The sequence below is a fragment of the Streptomyces sp. C10-9-1 genome, assembly GCF_024497955.1.
Classification (GTDB): domain Bacteria; phylum Actinomycetota; class Actinomycetes; order Streptomycetales; family Streptomycetaceae; genus Streptomyces; species Streptomyces sanyensis.
Genome location: NZ_JANHKP010000016.1, coordinates 17,976 through 41,492, shown reverse-complemented (window position 1 = coordinate 41,492; position 23,517 = coordinate 17,976). Strand labels below are relative to the sequence as shown.

Genomic DNA, 23,517 nt, shown 5'->3' with positions numbered 1-23,517 from the left:
GCCGACGTGCTCCGCTCCCGGTCCCTCCGGCGGGCACGGCACGGGCCGTTCCACCGGTGGGACCACTGTGCCGCGGGCGGCCGTCCGCGCTCCACCGAATATCCGGCCGGGGTTCCGGGCACACCTCCCCGTCCCCGGTCCCGCGGCGGGTCCGGGGACACCAACGCGCCCGGCGCCGCCCCGCGGTGCGGGGCGGCGCCGGGCGGGCTGGTCCCGGTCGGCCGGGGCTACTCCTCCCCGGCCAGGGTCAGGCCGCGGAGCTTGCTGCCCGCATACCAGATCGCCGCGACCGTCACGCCCACGAGCAGGGACACGGCCGCCGCCATGCCGACGTCGGAGCCGAACAGGCCCTCCCCGGCGATGCGTTCGGCCAGCGCCAGCGACCACTGCTGGACGCTCAGCGTCCGTGCGCCGGGTACCAGGCTGCCGAAGAGCGACTCCCAGACCAGGGCGTAGACGAGGCCGATGACCACCGCGTGCCGGCTCACCGTGCCCAGCAGCAGGAACAGCGCGCTGTAGGCGAAGGAGGCGACCAGCGCGGCCACCGCGCAGGCGACCGCGACCTGCTGGCCGTTCCCGTTCAGGATGAAGCCCGCGAGGAGCGTCGGCAGCGCCGAGAAGGCCATCGTGACGGCGAGGGCCACCGTGAACTTGGTGGCGATGATCTCGGAGCGCTTCACCGGCTTGGAGAGGAGGTAGACGATCGAGCCGTCGTCGATCTCCGGACCGATCGCGCCCGTTCCCGCGATGACTCCGATCAGGGGCACCATCGTGGCCAGGGCGAAGCCGCCCAGCAGGTCGGCGGCGACCTGGTCGTCGGCGCCGTGGAAGCCGCGCACCGCGGCGGCGAGGAGCAGCAGCAGCGCCGGGAGCACGAAGAGGATGGCGGCCCGGCGCCGCCCGAGGACGGCCCGGTAGGTGAGCCGGGCGACCGTGGGGTTGTACATCGTGGTCACAGGTCCTTTCAGGCCGCTACGAGGTACGAGAAGACCGATTCGAGCGACTCGTCGGACGGCGAGACGGACAGCAGCCTGATGCCGTGCTCGCGGGCGACCCGGGGGAGCAGCCCGGTGAACCGGCCGAAGTCGACGGCCTGGATGCGCAGGGCGCCCTCCGCCGCGTCCACCTCGATGCCGGCCGTGGAGGGGTCGGCGATCAGGGCGGCGGCGAGCGCCCGGTCGTCGCTCGAGCGCACCAGGTAGCGGTGCGGCCGGTCGGTCATCAGGCGCCGGATGCGGCGGAAGTCGCCGCTCGCGGCGTGCCGCCCGGCCACGATCACCTCGATGTGCGAGGCGAGCTGCTCGACCTCCTCCAGGATGTGCGAGGAGAACAGCACCGTCCTGCCGTCGGCTCCCATCCGGCGCAGCAGGTCCATCAGCTGCATCCGCTGGCGCGGGTCCATGCCGTTGAACGGCTCGTCGAGCAGCAGCACGGAGGGCTCGTGGACCAGGGCGGAGGCCATCTTGACCCGCTGGCGCATGCCCTTGCTGTAGGTCGCGATCTTGCGGTCCTGCGCGTACTCCATCTCCACCGTGGCGAGGGCCCGCCCGGCCGCCCGGCCGTCCAGCCCGTGCAGTTCGGCGTTGGCGACGACGAACTCCCGGCCCGTGAGGAAGTCGTACATGGCCTCCCGCTCGGGCACCACGCCGATGTGGCGGTAGACGCCCTCGTTCCGCCAGATCGGCTGCCCGTCCAGGGTCACGGCGCCGGTGGAGGGGGCGAGGAAGCCGCCCATCATGTTGATCAGGGTGGACTTTCCCGCGCCGTTGGGGCCGAGAAGACCGGTGACACCCGGTCCGATGCTCATGCTCACGTCGTTCACGGCGACGACGTTGCCGAACCACCGCGAGGCGTTGGCGATGTCGATGGTGGTCACAGTCCGACCTTTCGGTAGCGGCGCATCAGGACGGCGTAGCTGCCGGCGACCAGGGCGAGGAGGACGGCCAGGTACACCGCCCCGACGCCCGCGCCGGGCCCCTGCCCGCCGGGGAAGGCGGAGGTGGCGCCGAGGAACGCGGTCTGCACGCCGTCGACGAGCGTGGCGGGCGAGAACAGTCCCAGCCACTCCACCGCGCCGGGCGAGCCCGACTCGAAGGCGATGGCCTGCACGGTGGTCACGGCACCGTAGGTGATGGTCATCGCGGCGATGACCGCGGCGACTCCGAAGCCGCGGCGCGGGGTGAAGGCGGCCAGCACGAGTCCGATCCCGCCGAAGAGCAGGGAGAGCAGCGCCACGGAGACCACGGCCTGGGCGAATCCCTTCGTCTGGTCCGCGACGTCGAACTTCGCGAGCAGCGCACCCGCGTAGAGGATCACCAGGGGCGCCCCGGTGAGCACGAACAGCGCGGAGGCCATCGCGGCGAACTTCGCGAGCACGTAGTCCGAGCGCTCGATGGGCCGGGAGAAGTAGAGCGGCACCGTCTTGAAGCGCAGGTCCCGGGAGACCGACTGGGGCGCCTGCGCCGCCAGGAACAGCCCGATCAGCGCCTGCATGACGATCGCGAAGCGGGTGTACTCCATGGGCAGTTCGGTGCTGCCGGGCACGGCGAGGGCCACGGCCACCGTGATCGCCGCGACCAGGCACATGATCCCCGTGAGGATCATCGGCAGCACCTTGGACTTCGCCGAGCGCCCCAGCCCGAAGGCGCCGCGCAGCGACTGCGTGTAGAGCGACCGGCGGGCGTAGGAGCGGCCGAGCCGCGGGCCGTCGTAGTGGCGGTAGCCGATGTCGTGGATCCGGGTGCTGCCGGGGGGCTGCGCACTCCCGGGGGAGTGCGCGGCCCCGGAGGGCAGGGGTGCCCCGGTCGTCCGGGCGGGCCCGGGGGTCTGGGGGGTCACGGGGTCTGCACCTCCATGGTCCGTGCCTCCGCGTCCGGCGTCCCGGGCCGGAACACCTCGGCGATGTGGTGGCGTCGCTGCTCCATCCGGACGAGTCCGAGGCCGAGTTCGGCGACGGTGTCGCGGACGAGGTCGTAGGTCTCCTCGCCGGTGGCCTCCAGCAGCAGGATGTGGCCGGCTCCGGGCAGTCCCTGCTCCTCGCCCTCGTGCGGCCGCACTCCGGCCGCGAGGAGCGCCCCGCGCAGGGCGGCCGTGCCGTCGGGGTGGGCGTCGGAGTCGGTGACCTCCACCGCGAGGGTGGTCGTGGTGCGGGTGAAGTCCCGGGTGGAGCTGGAGCGCAGCAGGGCGCCGCCGTCGATCACGACCACGTGGTCGCAGGTCCGCTCCAGCTCGCCCAGGAGGTGGGAGGTGACGAGGACCGAGATGCCGAACTCCGTGTGGATACGGCGGATCAGGCCCAGCATGTCGTCGCGGCCGACCGGGTCGAGGCCGTTGGTCGGCTCGTCCAGCAGCACGAGCCGCGGGTCGTGGACGAGCGCCTGCGCCAGCTTCACCCGCTGCTTCATGCCCGTGGAGTAGCCGCCGATGGGGCGGTACCGCTCCTCGTAGAGGCCGACGTGCCGCAGGGTGTCGGCCGTCCGCTCCCGGGCGGCCGTCGGCGGCAGGCCCGACATGCGCGCCATGTGGACGACGAACTCGGTGGCCGAGACGTCGGGCGGCAGGCAGTCGTGCTCCGGCATGTACCCGACCCGCTCGCGGATCTCGGCGCCGCGGGTGGCGACGTCGAGGCCGAGCACGGCGGCGGTGCCCTCGGTCGCCGGGGACAGGCCCAGCAGGATCTTGATCAACGTGGACTTGCCGGCTCCGTTGGCGCCCACCAGGCCGGTCACACCGGGGCCGATGTCCAAGGAGAGCCGGTCAAGCGCGGTCACCCGGGGGAACCGCTTGCTCAGGCTTTCGGTCGCGATCACAGTCACGGGGTCGACGCTAGTGGCGCGTGCCACACCTGACGTCAGCCTCGTGGACCGACCCGTGTCCGACTCCAGGGGTAGGGCCCCGTAGGGGCCGTGCGACCTGAGAGGGGCGGCGGCCTCCGGGGCGCGGCGCCCCGGCCGGTGCCCGGTGCCCGCCGGGAGGTCCGGGCGGCACCCTTGACGCGGCCGCCGTACATTGTCACATTCATCGGTGGCAGATCACGGATCGTGGCCCGGCGGAGACGGACGGCCGTCCCCCTGCGCCACCCGCGCCGGTCGCCCGCGCCCTTCCGCACGGGGGGCGCCCGGACCGGGGCGCCGAACCGCCGGTCCCCGCGGGGCGTCCGGCAGGAGGAGGACGGACGGGTGGGCGGCAGCGGTCTTCAGGGGGCGCGGGAGCGCCGGATACGCAGCGGGGGCGTCGAACTCCGCGTCGCCGAACTGGGCGAGCCCTCGCGGCCCACGGTGGTCCTGGTGCACGGCTACCCGGACAGCAAGGAGGTCTGGTCCGAGGTGGCCTCCCGGCTCTCCGGGAGGTTCCACGTCGTGCTCTACGACGTGCGGGGACACGGCCGCTCCACCGCGCCGAGCCCGCTGCGCGGCGGCTTCACGCTGGAGAAGCTGACCGACGACTTCCTGGCCGTCGCCGACGCGGTGAGCCCCGGGCGGCCGGTGCACCTGGTCGGCCACGACTGGGGCTCGGTGCAGGGGTGGGAGTTCGCCACCTCCGCGCGCGCCGAGGGCCGCATCGCCTCCTTCTCCTCCGTCTCCGGGCCCTCGCTGGACCACTTCGGCCACTGGATCCGGCGGCGGACGCGCCGCCCCACCCCCCGTGCGGTGGGCCAGCTCCTCAGCCAGGGGGCCAAGTCCTGGTACGTGTACCTGCTGCACACCCCGGTGCTCCCGGAGCTCGCCTGGCGCGGCCCGCTGGGCCGGCGCTGGCCGGGGGTGCTGGAGCGGCTGGAGGGCGTTCCCGCCGGCTCCTACCCGACCGCCTCCCTCCCGCAGGACGCCGCCCACGGCGCCTGGCTGTACCGGGACAACGTACGGGCGCGGCTGCGCCGTCCGCGGCCCGACGCCCACGCCCACGCACCGGTGCAGCTGATCACCCCGGCCGGTGACGCCTTCCTGTCCGAGCGGCTGTACGACGACCTCGACCGCTGGGTGCCCCGGCTGACGCGGCGCACGCTGGCCGCGGGCCACTGGGCGCCCCGTACCCGGCCCGACCTACTGGCCCGCTGGATCGGCGACTTCGCGGAGGCGCACGAACCGGGCGGCCCGGGCGGGAGCGGAGGGGAGCGCGACGCCGGGCGGGAGCCCGCCGCCCCGCCCCGGGGCGCGTACGGTCGGCGCTTCGGCGGGCAGCTGGTCCTGGTGACCGGTGCGGCGAGCGGCATCGGGCGGGCCACGGCGCTCGCCTTCGCCGCCGCGGGGGCCCGCGTGGTGGCGGTGGACCGCGACGCGGACGGCGCCGTCCGCACGGCGGACGAGGCGCGGGCCGCGGGAGCGGCCGGGGCGTGGGCCGAGACCGCGGACGTGAGCGACGAGCAGGCCATGGAGAAGCTCGCCGAGCGGGTCACCTCCGAGCACGGAGTCGTGGACGTGCTCGTCAACAACGCCGGCATCGGCCTCGCCGGCTCCTTCCTGGACACCAGCCCCGAGGAGTGGCGGCGGGTGCTGGACGTCAACCTCTGGGGCGTCGTCCACGGATGCAGGCTCTTCGGGCGCAGGATGGTGGAGCGCGGGCAGGGCGGCCATATCGTCAACACCGCCTCGGCCGCCGCCTTCCTGCCCTCGCGGACGCTGCCCGCCTACAGCACCTCCAAGGCGGCGGTGCTGATGCTCAGCGAGTGCCTGCGCGCCGAGTTCGCGGGCCGGGGCATCGGCGTCTCCGCGATCTGCCCGGGGATCGTGAACACCGGCATCACCTCGACCACGCGCTTCGCGGGTGCGGACGAGGAGGAGCAGCGGCGGCGGCAGCGGAAGTCGGCGCAGTGGTACGGGAGGCGCAACTACCCACCGGAGAAGGTGGCGGAGGCCGTGCTCGACGCCGTCCTGCGCGACCGGGCCGTGGTCCCGGTGACGCCGGAGGCGCACGGTGCCCGGCTGCTGTCCCGCCTCGCGCCCAAGGCACTGCGCGGGCTCGCCCGCCTGCGGCCTCCGCTGTGAGCGGCGGCGGGCATCCGCCCGGGTCGGCTCCGGGCGCCGGGGACGGACCCGGTTACCGGATCGACGACCTGGCGCGGCTGAGCGGGGCCACGACCCGCACGATCCGCGGCTACCAGGACCGCGGGCTGCTGCCCCGGCCGGAGCGCAGGGGCCGGTCCAACGTGTACGGGCCCGTGCACCTCGACCGCCTGGGGCGCATCGCCGACCTCCTCGACCGCGGCTACACCCTGGCGTCGATCAAGGAGCTGCTCGACGCCTGGGACGAGGGCCGGGGCCTGGGCGGTGTGCTGGGGCTCGCCGCGGAGGTGGCTGGCCCCTGGAGCGAGGAGGAGGAAGGGCGCGTCACCCGGGCCGAGTTGGCCGAGTCCTTCGGCAGCGGGTCGCACGGGGCGCTGATCGCGCAGGCCCTGCGGCTCGGCGTGCTGGAGAGCATCCCGGGCGAGCCGGACGCCTTCCGGGTGCCGAGCCCCCAGGAGCTTTCCGTGGCCGTCGAGTTGCATGCCGCGGGGGTCCCCCTGGCGGCGATCGCCGTGCAGCTGGCGGAGGTTCGGGAGCTGGTCGAGCACCTGGCCGCGCGCCTGCTGGAGTTCACCACGGAGCACGTCTTCGGGCGCTTCCTGGCGGACGGTCCGCCGACGGACGAGCAGGCCGCCGAGGCGGCCGGGCTGGTGCGGCGCCTCAGGCCGCTCGCCCGCCGGACCGTGGACGCCGAACTGGCCCGGGCCATGCGGATGCTGGCCACCCGCGACCTTCCGCGGCATCTGGCCGGGGAGACCGCCGAGGGTCCCGGGGCGGGGCCTCCGGCGAACCGGGCCGTCGCCCTTCCGGCGGAGACGGTCGCGGCCGTGGAGCGGGCGGTTGGGAGGCAGGGGGCGGCGGAGTTCATCGCCGTCTCCGCCGAACGGGAGCTGCGCGCACGGGTGCTGGACGCCCTGCTCCCTTCCGCCGGTGGGACAAGGGCTGTTGATCAACACCCCTTGTCCACAGATGATGTTGGCCAATCGGGCGCAAAGTAGAGGGCGGTTGTCCACAGGCAACCCAAGAACCCTGTGGACAACCCTCATTGACTGTGGATCAAACCTCTTGTGGGCTGCGATTTTTGATGGCGGAGCCGTCGGCCGACCGGGCATCCTGTCGGCATGGAAGCGGAGACGGAACCCCCGCCGGAGATCGGCACCCCTCGCACCGTGCGGGTTTCGAAGTACCTCGCCAAGCACCTGCGCCACCGGCCGGAGCGCATCGGCCTCTCCCTGGATCCGCACGGCTGGGTGCCCGTCGACGCCCTGCTCCGCGCGGCCGCCGCGCACGGCTTCCCCCTCTCCCGTGCCGAACTCGACCATGTGGTGGCCGTCAACGACAAGCGGCGCTTCACCGTGGACGGCGACCGCATCCGCGCCGCCCAGGGGCACACGGTCCGCGTCGATCTGGACCTCCCGCCCGCCGAGCCGCCCGAGTACCTCTACCACGGTACGGTCGCCGCCCGGCTCGCCGCGATCCGGGCGGAGGGGCTTCGGCCGATGGCCCGGCACGACGTCCACCTCTCCCCGGACCGTGAGACCGCGCTGCGCGTGGGAGCGCGCCGGGGGCGCCCGATCGTCCTCACGGTGCGGGCCGGGGCGCTGCACCGGGACGGCCATGTCTTCCGCGTGAGCACCAACGGCGTGTGGCTCACGGCCTCCGTCCCGGCCGGGCGCCTCGCCTTCCCGGAGCGCTGAGGGCCCGCGGCACGCACGGGCGGACACCGCCCGGTTCACCCGGGCGTAGGGTCGCCCCCATGCGTCTGAGTACTGTGATCCTGCCCGTCGACCGCTGGCACGAGGGCGGCCGCGCGAAGTGGCGGCACGCCGAGGAGCTGGGCTTCCACGCCGCGTACACCTACGACCACCTCTCCTGGCGGTCCTTCCGGGAAGGGCCCTGGTTCGGCGCCGTTCCGACGCTCACGGCCGCGGCGGCGGTGACGGAGCACATCCGCCTGGGCACCCTCGTCACCTCCCCCAACTTCCGGCACCCGGTGACGCTCGCCAAGGAGCTGATCTCGCTGGACGACGTCTCGGGCGGCCGGATCACCCTGGGCATCGGCGCGGGCGGCAACGGCTTCGACGCCACCGCGCTCGGCCAGGAGGCGTGGACGCCCCGCGAGCGGGCCGACCGCTTCGCCGAGTTCGTGCCGCTGCTGGACCGGCTCCTCACCGAGGGCGCCGTCTCGCAGCAGGGGGCCTTCTACACCGCGGAGGAGGCCCGCAACATACCGGGCTGCGTGCAGCGGCCGCGGCTGCCGTTCGCCGTGGCGGCGACCGGACCGCGCGGGCTGAGGCTGGCCGCCCGGCACGGCCGGGCCTGGGTGACGACGGGCGACCCGAAGCTGTACGAGACGGGCACCCCGGAGCAGTCGGTGGCAGCCCTGCGCGGACAGGCCGAGCGGCTCGACGCGGCCTGCGCGGAGATCGGGCGGGACGCGGGCGAGCTGGACAGGATCCTGCTGACCGGCTTCACCCCGGACCGCGGACGCCCCCTGGAGTCCCTCGACGCCTTCGTCGACTTCGCGGGCCGCCACCGGGAGCTCGGTTTCACGGAGCTCGCCGTCCACTGGCCGATCCCCGGGTCCGACTTCGCCGCCGACCAGGCCGTCTTCGAGAAGATCGCCACCGAGGCCCCCGCCCAGCTGCGCTGAGCGCACCGCGCCGCTCCGGGCCCGTGCCGGCCGGCAGGACCGGGCACGGAGCGGCCCGGGCCTCTGCGTCACCGTGTGCTCACTCACATGTGCGCCCCCTCGCACGCACGTGCACGCGGTGCGGGAGAATGATCGGGTGACCTCAGCGACCGACCCCCTGCCCCAGTCCACGATGCCGCGGCTCATCGCCACGGACCTGGACGGCACACTGCTGCGCGACGACAAGTCCGTCTCCGACCGGACGGTGGCGGCCCTGGCGGCCGCCGAGGACGCCGGGATCGAGGTCTTCTTCGTCACCGGCCGCCCGGCCCGCTGGATGGACGTGGTCAGCGAGCACGTCCACGGCCACGGCCTGGCCATCTGCGCCAACGGCGCGGCCGTCGTCGACCTCCACGCCGGGGGCGAGCTCGTCCAGGTCCGCGACCTGGCCCGGCTCACCGCACTGGACGTGGTGCGCGCCCTGCGGGACGCCGCGCCCGGGACCTCGTTCGCCGTCGAGCTGGCCACCGGTATCCACTACGAGCCCGCCTACCCGCCCTTCCACCTCGACCCGGGCGCCACGGTGGCCACGGCGGAGAAGCTGCTCCACGAGGGGCGGCCCGGCGAGGGAGCCCCGGTGCTCAAGCTCCTCGCCCACCACACCGGCCTCACCCCGGACGGCTTCCTCGCGCTCGCCCGCACGGCAGCGGGCGGGCACGCCTCGATCACCCGCTCCAGCCCCACGGCGCTGCTGGAGGTCAGCGGCCTGGGCGTGAGCAAGGCCAGCACCCTGGCCCTGTGCTGCGCGGAGCGCGGCATCTCCGCGGACGAGGTCGTGGCCTTCGGCGACATGCCGAACGACATCGAGATGCTGAGCTGGGCCGGCACCTCCTACGCCATGGGCAACGCCCACCCCGATGTCACCGCGGCGGCCTCCGGCCGGACCGTCGACAACAACGAGGACGGCGTCGCCGCCGTCATCGAGCGGATCCTCACCCGGCTCGACGGGCGCACCTGAGTCCTCCCACCGACGGGCCGGCCGGGGCGGGGCGAGGGCGCCGTCGGCCGACCGCGTCCCCGGCCTCCGCCGGGCGGGGGACCGGCGCTCACAGGTGCACGCCGCGCTCCCGCAGCCAGGCCACCGGATCCACCCCCGACCCGAGGTGCGGCGTGATCCGCGCCTCGAAGTGCAGATGCGGTCCGGTGGAGTTGCCGGTGGTGCCCACCTGGCCGATCCACTGCCCCGTGCGCACCCGCTCCCCCTGGTCCACCGCCAGCCCCGCCAGATGCGCGTACTGGGTGTAGGAGCCGTCACCGTGGCGGACGACGACCTCGATGCCGAAGGCGCCGCCGCAGGACACCTTCACCACCCGCCCGGCACCCACCGACCTCACCGGGGCCCCGATGCCCACGGCGAAGTCCTGCCCCGTGTGGCGGTGGGCCCACCGGCCGCCCGAGCGGGCGAACCCCGCGGAGAGCCAGTAGTCCTCCACGGGCGCCACCCACGCGGGCCCGCCGTCCGGCAGCGGCGGCTGGTCCAGCCGCACCGCACCCGCGCAGGAACCGGCAGCCACACGCCGGTCGGCCTCGCTCTGCAGCATCCACTGCGCGGCCTCCAGGGTCGTCTCGACACCGCGCTTCACGGCCTCAAGGCGCGCCTCGCGCTCGGCCAGCTCCCGCCAGGCCGCCCGTGCCCTGCGCTCCTGGCGGGCGAAGCGCGCCCGGGCCCGGTCCGTACGGTCCAGCAGCCGGTTGACCGCGCGCTGGGTCTGGGCGGCGATCCGGTAGCCGCGCAGCAGGGTGTCCGGATCCTCGGCCAGCAGCAGACGCGCCGCGTCCGCGAGGGGGCCCCCGCTCCGGTACTGCTCGCGGGCGACCGCGCCGAGCTTCTCGCGGAGGTCGTCCAGACTGCGGCGCTCCCGGACGACCCGCGCCCGGAGGCGGTCCGCCTCGGCGCGCTGGCGCACCGAGGCGCGGCGGCCGCGCTCGTACGCCGCGGTCGCGCGGGCCGCGTCCTCGTAGAGCCGGAGGACCTTCTGCGCCAAGGGCCGCGGCGGCCGGTCGGACGGCTCCCGCTCCCGCCCGGAGCCGGCCGCCGCACCCGGTGGGGTCGCCCGCCCCGCCGGCCCGTCCGCAGGAGGGGTCGGCTGCGGGGCCGGCTGCGGCCGCCCGACGGGCATGCCGGGGAGCCGCCCCGGAGGCCCGTGCGGTGCCGCGGGGAGCAGGGGGTGCGGCACCACCGAGGAGAGCAGCTGCGGCACCGGGGAGGGCGTCGCATGCGCGGGGACGGCGGTCGCCGTGGAGGAGGGAGCCCCCAGCAGCGCGCACAGCACCACCGTCAGCACACACAACCGGTCACCGTGTCTCCAGGCCATGCACGGATCGTGACCCGCCCCTCCGGCCGAAACCGTCAGCCCGGGGCGCCGTAGGGCCACCTGGCCCAGCAGCCACCGCTTCCCGGGCGACCCCGCGCACCGGCCGGTCCGCACCGCCGTCCGCCGCGCGCCCCGGCCGCGGACGGCCCGGGCCCGCAACGCCGTTCACCCGCCCCCGCTCCCCGCCGCCCGAGGCACCGGTCTCCGGGATCAGGTGCCGGGCACCTCCAGCGGCGCCCGCCAGAACACCGTGGTCCCCCTGCCCTCGGTGCCGATGCCCGGACCCGTCCAGCTGGAGCCGCCGAGCGACTGGGCACGCCGCGCAAGGTTCCCCAGGCCGCTGCGCCGTCCGCCGTCCGGCAGACCGATGCCGTCGTCCCCGACCGACAGCAGCACCGCGGGGGTGCCGTCCGGGAGCTGCGCCGCGGCGTCCACCTCCACCTCGATCCTGCTCGCCCGGGCGTGCCGGAAGGCGTTGGAGAGTGCCTCCCGCAACGCGGCGATCAGGTTCTTGCCCGTGAGTTCACCGACCCCTTCGTCCACCGGGCCGGTGAAGCGGTGGTTGGGGGCGAAGCCCAGCGGGACGGCGGCCATGGCGATCTCCCGGAGCACCCGGGTGCCCAGAGCCGCGGGTTCGTCGGCGGGGCCCTGGCGCAGCGCGAAGACGGCGCTGCGGATCTCCTGGATGGTCACGTCCAGCTCGCCCACCGCCCGCTCGACCCCCTCGCGGACTCCGGCCGCGGCGCTGTGGAGCTGGGCGCTCTCCAGCAGCATCCCGGTGGTGAACAGCCGCTGGATCACGAGGTCGTGGAGGTCCCGTGCGATGCGGTCGCGGTCCTCCAGCACCGCAAGGCGCTCCCGTGCCCGCTGCGCCTCGGCCGTCATCAGGGCCAGGGCGGCCTGGGCGGCGAACCGGGTCGCCAGCGTGAGGTCCTCCGGGGTGAAGCGCCGCGCGCCGCCCGCCCGTGGCAGGGCCAGGGCACCGAGCACCCGGCCGCCGCTGCTCAGGGGCAGCAGCAGGCCGGGGCCGAACCGCCCGGCGAGGCGGGACCCCGCCAGACGCGGATCGGTCGCCGAGTCGGCCACCAGCACGGTCTCCCCCGCCAGCAGCATCCGCACCGCCGGGGTACGGGCGGGGACGACCACACCCAGCAGTTCGGCACGGGTGGCGGCCCCCCGCGCGGTGCCCGGCGTCCCGGCCGCACCGGAGGACCGGTCCCCTGCCCCGGACGGCGCGCCGGTCCCCTCGGACGACGGGACCGGCGGCGTGGAGACGGCCACGATCTCCAGTCCACCGCCCTCCTCCGGAAGCAGCACCACGCCGGCCGCCGCTTCGGCCAGGCTCATCGCCTGCTCGGCGACCACGGCCAGCGCCTCGTCCGCGTCCTCCCCCGCGAGCAGCTGGGTGGTGACGGCCACCGCGCCGTCGATCCACCGCTCACGCCGGCGGGCCCGTGTGTACAGCCGCGCGGTGCCGACCGCGATCCCCGCCTCCGTCGCGAGGACGTGCGCCAGATGGAGGTCCTCCTCGGTGAACCCCTGCCCGCCGTGCTTCTCGGCGAGGTAGAGGTTGCCGAAGACCTCGCCCCGCTCCCGGATCGGGACCCCCAGGAAGGTGCGCATCGGCGGGTGGCCCGGAGGGACGCCGAGGGACCGGGGGTCGGCCGTGAGGTCGTCCAGGAGCAGCGGGCCGGGATCGTGGATCAGCGCGCCGAGGAGACCGCTGCGACCGTCCGGCCGGCGCCCGATCGCCTCCTCGGTCTCCGGGGGGACCCCGTGGGCGACGAAGTCGCCGAGTTCCCCGCCCTCGGGGTCGAGCACCCCGATCGCCGCGTACCGTGCCCCCGTCAGCTCGGCCGCCGTGCGGCAGATGCGGTCCAGGGCCGAGCGGAGTTCCGCCCCGGCGCCGATGGACCGCAGGGCCCGCAGCAGCCCGGGCACCCGGTCCTCCGGCCCGCCGGGCGGCTCCGCCGGACCATGCGTGGCCCAGCGTGCGGAGGCGGTCATGCCTCCGAGCCTAGTGAGCACCGACGGAGGCGGAAAGTCGGATTCCTCCCTCTTCGGCCGCGGTTTCCCTCTCCAGCATCGCCCGGAGCGGTCCGTCGACGAGGAGCAGGTCCTCGTAGGGCCCCTGCTGCACGACCCGCCCCTCCTCGAGGACGACCACCTCGTCGACGGCCTCCAGCCCGCGCAGCCGATGGGTGATCAGCACCGTGGCACGCCCCGCGCCGCTGCGGGTGCGGGTCGCGGCCAGCAGGTCCGCGGTGAGCGCGTCGGCGGTCACCAGGTCGAGGTGCTCGGCCGGTTCGTCCAGCACCAGCACGGGGAAGTCGGCCAGCAGGGCCCGGGCCAGGGCCAGTCGCTGCCGCTGGCCGCCCGAGAGGCGGGCACCGTGCTCGCCCACCAGGGTGTCCATGCCGTCGGGCAGGGCGTCGGCCCAGTCCAGCAGACGGGCGGCGGCCAGGGCGCGGCGCAGTTCCTCCTCGCTCGCGCCGGGGCGCGCCAGGCGCAGGTTCTCCCGCACCGAGCTGTCGAAGAGATGGGCGTCCTGGGCGCACAGGCCCACGAAGCGACGCAGGCTGTCACCGTCCAGGGTCCCGGCGTCGGTGCCGCCGAGCGTGTAGCGGCCGGAGTCGGTGTCCAGGAAGCGCAGCAGCACCTGGGCAAGGGTGGTCTTGCCCGCTCCGGAGGTGCCCACCACCGCGACGCGACGGCCGGGGGTGAGCGTGAGGTCGACGTCGCACAGCGCCCGGGGCGCATCCGTCCCATACCGTGCCCCGACTCCGCGCAGTACCAGCGGGAAGGGCGTGGCGGGCGGCTCGGCGGGGGACGAGGGCTCCCGCACGGGGACGGGGGCGTCGAGGACCTCGTACACACGCTCCGCGCTGCGCTCCACCCGCTTGCGGTACTGCACGGCGAGCGGCAGACCGGCGACCGCCTCGAAGGCGGCGAGCGGGGTCAGCACGACGACGGCGAGCGCCACGCCCGAGAGCCGGCCCTCCTGCACCGCCCGGAGCCCGACGGCCGCGGCGCCCAGCACGGTCAGCCCGCAGACCAGCGCGGACAGCCCGCCGCCCAGCGCCGTGGCGGCCGCGCCCCGGGCGGCGATCCGGGTGAGCCGGCCGTCCGCCTCCCGCACGGCGGCGAGCTTGCGGGCGCGTGCCCCGGCCACGGTGGACTCCGCGGCACCGCGCAGCAGGTCGACCACCGTGTCGGTGAGGCGGCCGCGGGCCGGGGCCAGCTGCCGCTCGGCGCGCCGCGCGACGGCGCCGCTCAGCAGCGGGACCGCCACGCCCGCCACCAGCAGGCCGACGGCCAGCACGGCGCCCGCCTCGGGAAGCAGCCAGCCGGTGAACCCGACGGTCCCGGCGCCGACCAGGGCGGCCGCTCCCGCGGGGAGCAGCCAGCGCAGCCAGTAGTCCTGGAGGCCGTCCACGTCCGCGACCAGTCGCGAGAGCAGGTCTCCCCGCCGCCGTCCACCCAGCCCGGCGGGGGCGATGGCCTCCAGCCCCCGGTAGACGGCCACCCGCGTCTCGGCGAGCATCCGCAACACGGCATCGTGCGCGACGACCCGCTCCGCGTAGCGGAACACGGCGCGCCCGATGCCGAAGGCGCGGGTGGCGGTGACCGCGATCATCAGATGGAGCACAGGGGGCTGCTCGGAGGCGCGGGAGATCAGCCATCCGGACACGGCCATCAGGCCGACCGCCGAGGCCAGGGCCAGGGTGCCGAGCAGCAGCGCCAGCAGCAGCCTGCCGTGGAGGCCGCCCGCGGCCGCCCGCACCCGGGCCAGGACCGGGCCTCCCCGGGAGCGCCCGGTATCCGGGGCACCGCCGCCGGGGCGGGACTCCGTCGGGTCACCGGTCCGCACCTCGCCGGGGCCGGGCGCGGGACGCTCGCGGCGACCGCCGGCAGCCTCGGCCGAGGGAACGGCGTCCGGGGTCTCCTCGACGGAGGCGGAGGCGAGGGAGACCACCCGGTCGGCGACGGACAGCAGGGCGGGGCGGTGGACGACCAGCAGCACCGTGCGGCCCCGGGCGAGACGCCCGACCGCCTCGACGACGGCCGTCTCGGTCTCACCGTCCAGGGCGGCGGTCGGCTCGTCCAGAAGCAGCACCGGACGGTCGGCGAGGAACGCCCGGGCGAGCGCGAGCCGTTGGCGCTGCCCTGCGGAGAGGCCGGCCCCGTCCTCACCCAGCGGCGTCCGGGCGCCGTGGGGGAGGGCATCGACGAACTCCTGCGCGCCCGCGTCCCGCAGCGCCTCGCGCACCGCCGCGTCATCGGCCCCGGGACGGGCCAGGCGCACGTTGTCGGCGATCGTCCCGGCGAAGAGGTAGGGGCGCTGGGGGACCCAGGCGACCTGCTGCCACCACTCCTCGGTGTCGATCTCCCGGAGGTCGGCACCGCCCACCCGCACTGTTCCGCTCGTCGGCTCCGTGAAGCCCAGCAGGACGTTCAGCAGGGTGGACTTCCCGCTGCCGCTCTCCCCGACCAGGGCCACCGTCTCACCCGGCTCGACCACCAGCGAGGCGCGCTCCGGCGCCGCCCCGCGCCGGCCCTCGTGGTGGACGGAGACCTCCTCGATCTCCAGGCGGAGCACCTCGGGGACGGCCGCGGTGCCGGGGGGCCGCTGCCCGGTCTCCAGCACCTCGAAGACTTCCTCGGCGGCCGAGAGTCCCTCCGCCGCCGCGTGGTACTGGGCGCCGACCGCCCGCAGCGGCAGATACGCCTCGGGCGCCAGGACGAGGATCACCAGACCGGTGTAGAGGTCCAGGTCGCCGTGGACCAGGCGCATGCCGATGGTCACGGCCACCAGGGCCACCGAGAGGGTGGAGAGCAGTTCCAGGGCGAAGGAGGAGAGGAAGGCGATGCGCAGGGTGCGCATCGTCGCCCGGCGGTACTCGGAGGTGATCTCCCGGATCGACTCCGCCTGCGCCTTCGCCCGGCCGAACACCTTGAGCGTGGGCAGGCCCGCCACCACGTCGAGGAAGTGCCCCGAGAGCCGCGACAGCAGGCCCCACTGCCGGTCCATCCGGGCCTGCGTCACCCAGCCGATGAGCACCATGAAGAGAGGGATCAACGGCAGGGTGCCGACGATGATCGCCGCGGAGACCCAGTCCTCGGTGACGATCCGCGCCAGGACCGCCACCGGGACCACGACCGCGAGGCCCAACTGCGGCAGATAGCGCGCGAAGTAGTCGTCCAGGGCGTCGATCCCGCGGGTGGCCAGGGCGGCGAGGGAGCCGCTGCGCTGCCCGCTCAGCCAACCGGGACCCAGCCCCGAGGCATGGTCCAGCAGCCGACCGCGCAGCTCCGACTTGACCGCGGCGCTGGCCCGGTGCGCAGCCAGCTCGGTGAGCCAGGAGACGACGGCCCGGCCCACCGCGACGGCCCCGAGCAGCAGCAGCGGCGTCGCCAGCTCCGCCACCGCCAGGTCCTGCTGGAAGCCGCCGACGACGATCTCGGCGATGAGCATCGCCTGGGCGACGACGAGCGCGGCCCCGGCCAGGCCGAGCGCGACCACCGCCGCCAGGAAGAGGCGGGTGGCGCGGGCGTAGTGCAGCAGACGCGGATCGATCGGTTTCACGTGAAACATCCCCCGCTAGTGGGTGTCGGCGAGGTGCTGGGTGCCGATGCGCTTGCGGAACACCCAGTAGGTCCAGCCCTGGTAGAGCAGGACCACCGGAGTGGCGATCACGGCGAGCCAGGTCATGATCGTGAGCGTGTAGGGGCTCGACGAGGCGTTGGTGACGGTCAGGCTCCAGGCGTCGTCGAGGGTCGAGGGCATCACCCGCGGGAAGAGCGCCAGGAAGAGCATGGCGACGGCCGCGGCGATGGCGACGCCGGACAGGGCGAAGGACCAGCCCTCACGACCGGCCCGGATCGCGGCGATCGCCGCGAGGAGCGCCGCCCCGGCGACGGCGAGCGCCACCAGGCTGGCCCCGTCGCCCCGCAGGGCCTGGGTCCACAGCAGGAAGGCGACCGCCGGAACGGCGGCCACCGCACCCAGCCTCAGCGACAGCGCCCTGGCCCGCACCCTGATCTCCCCCACGGTCTTGAGGGCCGCGAAGACGGCGCCGTGGAAGGTGAACAGGGTCAGCGTCACCAGCCCGCCCAGCAGGGCATAGGGGTTGAGCAGGTCGAGCAGGCCTCCGACGTACTCCTTGTCCGCGTCGATGGCGACACCGCGGACGATGTTGGCGAAGGCCACGCCCCAGAGGAAGGCGGGCAGCAGCGAGGTCCAGAAGATCGCCCGCTCCCAGTTGGCCTGCCAGCGCTCCTCCTCACGCTTGTGCCGGTACTCGAAGGCCACCCCGCGCACGATCAGGCAGACGAGGATCAGCAGCAGCGGCAGGTAGAAACCGGAGAAGAGGGTGGCGTACCAGTCGGGGAAGGCGGCGAAGGTCGCCCCGCCCGCGGTGAGCAGCCACACTTCGTTGCCGTCCCAGACCGGCCCGATCGTGTTGATGAGCACCCGCCGCTCCGCGCGGTCGCGGGCGAGCAGCTTGGTCAGGACACCGACGCCGAAGTCGAAGCCCTCCAGGAAGAAGTAGCCGATCCAGAGGACCGCGATCAGGACGAACCAGACGTTGTGGAGTTCCATGCGTCAACAGCTCCTCTGCGGTCTCAGTACGAGAAGGCCATCGGCCGGTCGGCGTCGTGGTCGTGTCCGCCGATCCGGGTGGGCGGGTCGAGGTCGGCCTCGGTCAGCTCCGGCGGGCCGGCCTTGACGTACGTGACCAGGAGCTTGACCTCGATGACGGCGAGCACGGCGTAGAGCAGCGTGAACACCGTCATGGAGGTGATCACCTCGGCCTGCGAGACACCGGGGGAGACCGCGTCGCTGGTCCGGAGCACGCCGTAGACCACCCAGGGCTGGCGGCCCATCTCGGTGAAGATCCACCCCCAGGAGCTGGCGATCAGCGGGAAGCCGGTGGTCCACAGGGCGATGCGCCAGTACCACCCGGTGAGGCGGGGGCTGAGCGCCTTGGTCCTGAAGAGCACCAGGCGGGGCACCTCCTCCTCCCCGGTCCGCAGCGCGGGCGGCAGCAGGAACCGCCTGCGGGTGAGCCAGAGGCCGAGCAGGCCGATCCCGAAGGACGTCATACCGAAGCCGATCATCCAGCGGAAGCCCCAGTAGGCGACGGGGATGTTCGGCCGGTAGTCCCCGGGGCCGAACTTCTCCTGCTCCGCCTTGTTGACGTCGTTGATCCCCGGCACATAGGAGTCGAAGTCGTCGTTGGCCAGGAAGGACAGCAGGCCGGGGATCTCGATGGCGACCTTGTTGTGCCCCGCGTCGACGTCGCCGTAGGCGAAGACCGAGAAGGGTGCGGGGGCCTCGCCGTCCCACAGCGCCTCGGCAGCGGCCATCTTCATCGGCTGCTGCTTGAACATCACCTTGCCGAGCAGGTCGCCGCTGACCGCGGTCAGCAGACCGGCCACGGTGAGGGTCACCAGGCCGACCCGGAGCGAGCTCCTCATCACCGGGACGTGCTTCCTGCGGGCGAGGTGGAAGGCGGAGATCCCCACCATGAAGGCACCGCCGACCAGGAAGGCCGCGGTGATGGTGTGGAAGAACTGGGTGACCGCGGTGTCCTGGGTCAGCACCAGCCAGAAGTCGGTGAGTTCGGCCCGGCCCCGCTCCTCGTCGATCCGGTAGCCGACCGGGTGCTGCATCCAGGAGTTGGCCGCCAGGATGAAGTAGGCGGAGAGGGTGGTCCCGAGGGCGACCATCCATATGCAGGCCAGGTGGATCTTCTGGGGCAGCTTGTCCCAGCCGAAGATCCACAGGCCGATGAAGGTCGACTCGAAGAAGAAGGCGATCAGGGCCTCGAAGGCGAGCGGAGCCCCGAAGATGTCTCCCACGAAGCGGGAGTAGTCGGACCAGTTCATCCCGAACTGGAACTCCTGCACGATGCCCGTGACCACGCCCATCGCGATGTTGATCAGGAACAGCTTGCCCCAGAACTTGGTCGCCCGGAGGTACTTCTCCTTGTTCGTCCGCACCCAGGCCGTCTGGAGTCCGGCCGTGAGCGCGGCGAGCGAGATGGTCAGGGGGACGAAGAGGAAGTGGTAGACGGTGGTGATGCCGAACTGCCAGCGCGCCAGTGTCTCGGGCGCGAGTGCGAGGTTCAGGTCCACGTCGGTTCTCCTTACGTCGCCGTGGTCACCGCGAACCGCCCGCCTGCCAAACCCCCGCATCCGGGGAGAAACAGGGGAGCTTGTGAACGCGTTCACATTCACAAGCATTATGGCTCATTCACGATCCGCACCTTTCACCGGGGGGTCCGAAAACCGCCCCTCCACCCCGGGCGCCGCCGGAGTGTGGCGCCGGCCACACGGGCCGCGCCTCCCGGCCGGTCGGCAGGACCGGCGCCCGGCCACCGGGAACACCCCCGTGAGCAGGGTGCTCACGGGGGTGCCAGGACGGATCGGGGGAGCCCCGCGACCGCCCGCCGCCTCCGGGACGGCACCGAAAGGCGGGCCGAGCGAGCCGTGGCGGGTGCGGCGGCGCGTCACCCCGGCGCGAACGGGCGCCGGGACGCCGGGGCGGACACGCGCAGGCGGATCAGAGGGCCTTGCGGAAGGCCTCCGCCGTCTGGAGGAAGAGGTCGTTGGCCTCGGTCTCGCCGATGGTCACCCGCACGCCCTCCCCCGGGAAGGGCCGCACCACGACGCCGGCCTCCTCACAGGCGGCCGCGAAGTCGACGGTCCGCTCGCCGAGCCGCAGCCAGACGAAGTTCGCCTGGGTCTCCGGCACGGTCCAGCCCTGGCCGACGAGCCCCTCGTACACCCGGGTCCGCTCGGACACCAGGGAGCCGACACGCCCCAGCAGCTCGTCCTCGGCACGCAGCGAGGCGACCGCCGCGTCCTGGGCCAGCTGCGAGACACCGAAGGGCACGGCCGTCTTGCGCAGCGCCGCCGCGACCGGCTCGTGCGCGACGGCGAAGCCGACCCGCAGGCCCGCCAGCCCGTACGCCTTGGAGAAGGTCCGCAGCACGGCGACGTTGGGGCGGTCCCGGTAGATCTCCAGGCCGTCCGGCACCTCCGCGTCGCGGATGAACTCGCGGTAGGCCTCGTCCAGGACGACCAGCACGTCCGAGGGCACACGGTCGAGGAAGCGCTCCAGCTCGGCCCGGCGGACGACCGTGCCGGTCGGGTTGTTGGGGTTGCAGACGAAGATCAGCCTGGTGCGGTCGGTCACCGCCTCGGCCATCGCGTCGAGGTCGTGCACCTCGCCCGGGGTGAGCGGCACGGGAACGGCCGTGGCGCCGCTGATCCGGGTGATGATCGGGTACGCCTCGAAGGAACGCCAGCCGTAGATCACCTCGTCACCGGGGCCCGAGGTGGACTGGAGCAGCGACTGGGCGACACCCACCGAGCCGGTGCCCGTCGCGAGGTGGGAGACCGGGACGCCGAAGCGCTCCGCGAGCTCGTTCATCAGCCCGGTGCAGGCCATGTCCGGGTAGCGGTTGAAGCTCGCCGCCGCCGCCAGGGCACTCTCCATCACCCCGGGCAGCGGAGGGTAGGGGTTCTCGTTGGAGGACAGCTTGAAGGCCACGGGCCCGCCGGCCGCCGCGGGCTTGCCCGGCTTGTACGTGGGGATGTCGTCCAGCGCCGCGCGCAGCTTGGGCGTCGTCTCGCTCACCGCAGGTCCTCCTCGACCGTCCTGCCGGCCGTTCCCCGCGCGCACGCCGGGCCGGCCACCGTGTACCGCTCACCAATACTGCTCACCTTATGAGGATTCGCGTCTCCTGCGAATGGCCGGAGCCGGAAATCCCCTGCGGGCCGCCGGAGGCCCACCGACCGCGCGGAGCCCGCCGGGCGGTCTCCCGGCGGGCTCCGCGGGCGCCGCCGGATCCCGCTCGGGCAGGGCCTGGGGAGCGCACGAGCACGTCGCGCGCCGGTGGCTCACTCCGTGGCGCGCATCCCTCGTAGAGGTGAGTTGAGACCGGTTCGCAACCTGACCCGCCTGACAGGTGCACACCGCTCCCTACCCACGGCATGCAGCCTGAATCGGCCAACAGCCTTATCTTCGAAGGCAGTTAGCCTGCTGTGATCATGCAGAATCGTGACTGTCAACGCGCGCATATGCGACCGGCCAGACCAACCGCGTGAGCCCTACTATCGGCTCGCCATGACAGCAGCAGGGAAGCACCAGGTGAGCCGGACGGAAACATCCCGCCGGGGCGGCAGGCAGGGGCGGGCGGGCATCCGGGACGTCGCCGCCGCAGCCGGGGTCTCGATCACTACCGTCTCCGACGCGCTCAACGGGAAGGGCAGACTCCCCGACGCCACCCGTCGGCACGTCCGCGAGGTCGCCGACCGGCTGGGCTACCGCCCCTCCGCAGCGGCCCGCACGCTCCGCACCGGGAAGTCCGGCTTAATCGGCCTGACGGTGACCACTTACGGGGATGAACCTTTCACCTTCACCGAGTTCGCCTACTTCGCGGAGATGGCCCGGGCCGCCACCTCGGCCGCCCTGGACCGCGGCTACGCCCTGGTGATCCTTCCGGCCACCTCCCGCCACGACGTCTGGTCCAACGTGGCACTCGACGGCACCGTGGTCATCGACCCCTCCGACCACGACCCCGTGGTCGCCGAGCTCGTCCGCCAGGGGCTCCCGGTCGTCTCCGACGGCCGCCCCGCGGGCACCCTGCCCGTCACGGCCTGGGTCGACAACGACCACGAGGCCGCCGTGCTGGGCCTGCTGGACCACCTCGCGGACGCCGGGGCCCGGCGCATCGGCCTGCTGACCGGCACCACCACGGACACCTACACCCGCCTGTCCACCACCGCGTACCTCAGCTGGTGCGAGCGCGTCGGCCAGGACCCGGTGTACGAGTCCTACCCGGCCCACGACCCCTGCGCCGGCGCGGTCGCCGCAGACCGGCTGCTCGCCAGGCCCGACCGGCCCGACGCGGTCTACGGCCTCTTCGACCCCAACGGCACGGACCTCCTCGCCGCCGCCCGGCGCTACGGTCTGCGCGTCCCGGAGGACCTGCTGCTCGTCTGCTGCAGCGAGTCCACCGTGTACGCCAGCACGGAGCCGCCCATCACGACCCTCTCGCTGAAGCCCCGGCGCATCGGGACCGCGGTCGTCCAGTTGCTGATCGACGCGATCGAGGGAATCGACGAGGACCGGCCGGTCGAGCAGGTGATACCGACCGAACTGATCGTCAGGACGTCCTCGCAGCGCCGCTCCCCGCGCACCACCGTGAGCGCACCGCGGTCCCCCGCCCAGGACTAGAGCTTCTCAATTGGGACGAAACATCAGGTGAACCAGGAGAGCGGCGGGATTCGTCGCCCCTGGTGCGTCACACACCGCCTGGGGCGTTCCTATGATGGGCGAACGACACCGCGGACCACCCCGACCAGGTTGGGCCGAGTGGTGAACGGCGCGCGACGGTGGTGGAGGGGTCGATGACTCAGGGGGCCGGTCAGGGACCCGCGGTGCGGACGGCGACACTGCGTGACTTCCGGGTACCGCCGTACGCCCAGGTGCCCGTGCAGTCGCAGTCCGCCGCAGCCGGGCACGACGCCCGCCCCGGGGGCGCCTTCCCCGAGGGCGAGGTGCCCGAGGGGTACACCCCCACCGAACGCAACCTCCCGGTGATCGGCCGGGGGGGGCCCGGCGACACGCTGGAGGTGGCCGTCGCGCCCGAGGAGCCGTCGACCGCCGGCCTCGGACCGCTCTACGTCGTCGGAGACGTCCACGGCTACCTGGAGGAACTCGTCGCCGCCCTGGCCGAGAAGGGGCTGATCGACACCGACCTCCACTGGGCCGCCGGCAACGCGCGGCTGTGGTTCCTCGGTGACTTCACCGACCGCGGCCCCGACGGCATCGGCGTGATCGACCTGGTCATGAGACTGTCCGCCGAGGCTGCCGCCGCCGGAGGCTACTGCAAGGCCCTGATGGGCAACCACGAGCTGCTGCTGCTCGGCGCCAAGCGGTTCGGCGACACGCCCGTCAACTCCGGTGCCGGCACCGCCACCTTCCAGGCCGCCTGGCTGCTCAACGGGGGCCAGAAGCAGGACATGGACCGCCTGGAGGAGGTCCACCTCCAGTGGATGGCCCGGCTCGACGCCGTCGTCGAGGAGGACGGCCATCTGCTGCTGCACTCCGACACGACCGCGTACCTGGAGTACGGCTCCACCATCGCGGACGTCAACGACGCCGTGCACGAGGTCCTCACCCGCAACGACCCCGACCAGTGCTGGGACCTCTTCCGCAAGTTCACCAAGCGCTTCGCCTTCCGCGACGAGGCCGGCCCGACGGCCGTGCGCGAGCTGCTCGACGCCTACGGAGGGCAGCGCGTGGTCCACGGGCACAGCCCCATCCCCTACCTCCTGGGCGAGGTCGGCACCGAGGACGGCGGGGAGGGCGAGCGCCCACGGGTCGAGGGCCCGCACGTCTACGCGGACGACCTGGCCATCGCCATGGACGGCGGCGTGACCATGGCCGGAAAGCTGCTTGTCCAGCAGCTGCCGCTTGCTCGCTGACCGACCA

The 23,517-nt window shown here is 73.9% G+C and carries 17 protein-coding genes; 7 read left to right on the top strand and 10 right to left on the bottom strand.

The window, feature by feature from the left end:
* Positions 1-227 precede the first annotated feature (227 nt).
* Genes NPS70_RS22410 through NPS70_RS22395 form a run of 4 tightly spaced genes read right to left on the bottom strand, consistent with a single transcriptional unit; the run spans position 228 to position 3,809 of the window.
* Positions 228-947: an ABC transporter permease gene (locus NPS70_RS22410; RefSeq protein WP_256526283.1), complete on the bottom strand. Its 720-nt coding sequence runs from the start codon at positions 945-947 to the stop codon at positions 228-230.
* 17 nt (positions 948-964) lie between these two features.
* Positions 965-1,876, bottom strand: coding sequence for an ABC transporter ATP-binding protein (locus NPS70_RS22405; RefSeq protein ID WP_256526169.1), 912 nt, complete (start codon positions 1,874-1,876; stop codon positions 965-967).
* Positions 1,873-2,793, bottom strand: a complete 921-nt coding sequence (locus tag NPS70_RS22400; RefSeq protein WP_256526282.1) for an ABC transporter permease — start codon at positions 2,791-2,793, stop codon at positions 1,873-1,875. The genes NPS70_RS22405 and NPS70_RS22400 overlap by 4 nt, the downstream gene beginning before the upstream one ends.
* Before the next feature lie 41 nt (positions 2,794-2,834).
* The gene (locus NPS70_RS22395) at positions 2,835-3,809 is read right to left on the bottom strand and encodes an ABC transporter ATP-binding protein (RefSeq protein ID WP_256526281.1); all 975 of its coding nucleotides are present in this window, start codon (positions 3,807-3,809) and stop codon (positions 2,835-2,837) included.
* Between the two features lie 369 nt (positions 3,810-4,178).
* Between NPS70_RS22395 and NPS70_RS22390 the strand changes: the two genes are divergently transcribed.
* The 5 genes from NPS70_RS22390 (at position 4,179) to NPS70_RS22370 (ending at position 9,649) form a co-directional block, all read left to right on the top strand.
* Entirely contained in the window at positions 4,179-5,981 is a 1,803-nt protein-coding gene (locus tag NPS70_RS22390; RefSeq protein WP_256526168.1) for an SDR family oxidoreductase, read from the top strand.
* Entirely contained in the window at positions 5,978-6,997 is a 1,020-nt protein-coding gene (locus NPS70_RS22385; protein WP_256526167.1) for a MerR family transcriptional regulator, read from the top strand. Before NPS70_RS22390 ends, NPS70_RS22385 begins: the two co-directional genes overlap by 4 nt.
* A gap of 123 nt (positions 6,998-7,120) precedes the next feature.
* Positions 7,121-7,696 (top strand): RNA 2'-phosphotransferase, encoded by a 576-nt coding sequence (locus NPS70_RS22380; RefSeq protein ID WP_305886217.1) that lies wholly within the window; start codon positions 7,121-7,123, stop codon positions 7,694-7,696.
* Positions 7,697-7,755: 59 nt separating this feature from the next.
* Positions 7,756-8,652 carry an LLM class flavin-dependent oxidoreductase gene (locus NPS70_RS22375; RefSeq protein WP_256526166.1) on the top strand — a complete coding sequence of 299 codons (897 nt, stop codon included), beginning with the start codon at positions 7,756-7,758 and terminating at the stop codon, positions 8,650-8,652.
* A gap of 136 nt (positions 8,653-8,788) precedes the next feature.
* Positions 8,789-9,649 carry an HAD hydrolase family protein gene (locus NPS70_RS22370; RefSeq protein WP_374212041.1) on the top strand — a complete coding sequence of 287 codons (861 nt, stop codon included), beginning with the start codon at positions 8,789-8,791 and terminating at the stop codon, positions 9,647-9,649.
* Positions 9,650-9,737: 88 nt separating this feature from the next.
* On the opposite strand, the gene NPS70_RS22365 is transcribed toward NPS70_RS22370, so the two are convergent.
* The 6 genes from NPS70_RS22365 to hisC all read right to left on the bottom strand — a co-directional run bounded on the left by NPS70_RS22365 (position 9,738) and on the right by hisC (position 20,655).
* Positions 9,738-11,006 carry a M23 family metallopeptidase gene (locus NPS70_RS22365; RefSeq protein ID WP_256526165.1) on the bottom strand — a complete coding sequence of 423 codons (1,269 nt, stop codon included), beginning with the start codon at positions 11,004-11,006 and terminating at the stop codon, positions 9,738-9,740.
* Positions 11,007-11,216: 210 nt separating this feature from the next.
* Positions 11,217-13,013 (bottom strand): GAF domain-containing sensor histidine kinase, encoded by a 1,797-nt coding sequence (locus NPS70_RS22360; protein ID WP_256526164.1) that lies wholly within the window; start codon positions 13,011-13,013, stop codon positions 11,217-11,219.
* 10 nt (positions 13,014-13,023) lie between these two features.
* Positions 13,024-16,593 (bottom strand): thiol reductant ABC exporter subunit CydD, encoded by a 3,570-nt coding sequence (cydD, locus tag NPS70_RS22355; RefSeq protein WP_256526163.1) that lies wholly within the window; start codon positions 16,591-16,593, stop codon positions 13,024-13,026.
* Between the two features lie 15 nt (positions 16,594-16,608).
* Positions 16,609-17,610 (bottom strand): cytochrome d ubiquinol oxidase subunit II, encoded by a 1,002-nt coding sequence (cydB, locus tag NPS70_RS22350; RefSeq protein WP_256526162.1) that lies wholly within the window; start codon positions 17,608-17,610, stop codon positions 16,609-16,611.
* Between the two features lie 23 nt (positions 17,611-17,633).
* Complete coding sequence (locus NPS70_RS22345; RefSeq protein WP_256526278.1) at positions 17,634-19,142, bottom strand: cytochrome ubiquinol oxidase subunit I; 1,509 nt, start codon at positions 19,140-19,142, stop codon at positions 17,634-17,636.
* 433 nt (positions 19,143-19,575) lie between these two features.
* Positions 19,576-20,655, bottom strand: coding sequence for a histidinol-phosphate transaminase (gene hisC, locus NPS70_RS22340; protein WP_256526161.1), 1,080 nt, complete (start codon positions 20,653-20,655; stop codon positions 19,576-19,578).
* A 489-nt stretch (positions 20,656-21,144) separates the two neighbouring features.
* On the opposite strand from hisC, the gene NPS70_RS22335 reads away from it, so the two are divergent.
* Positions 21,145-22,257 carry a LacI family DNA-binding transcriptional regulator gene (locus tag NPS70_RS22335; RefSeq protein WP_256526160.1) on the top strand — a complete coding sequence of 371 codons (1,113 nt, stop codon included), beginning with the start codon at positions 21,145-21,147 and terminating at the stop codon, positions 22,255-22,257.
* Positions 22,258-22,415: 158 nt separating this feature from the next.
* On the top strand, positions 22,416-23,510 hold the full coding sequence (locus NPS70_RS22330; protein WP_256526159.1) for a metallophosphoesterase: 1,095 nt from the start codon (positions 22,416-22,418) through the stop codon (positions 23,508-23,510).
* The last annotated feature ends 7 nt before the right edge of the window (positions 23,511-23,517 follow it).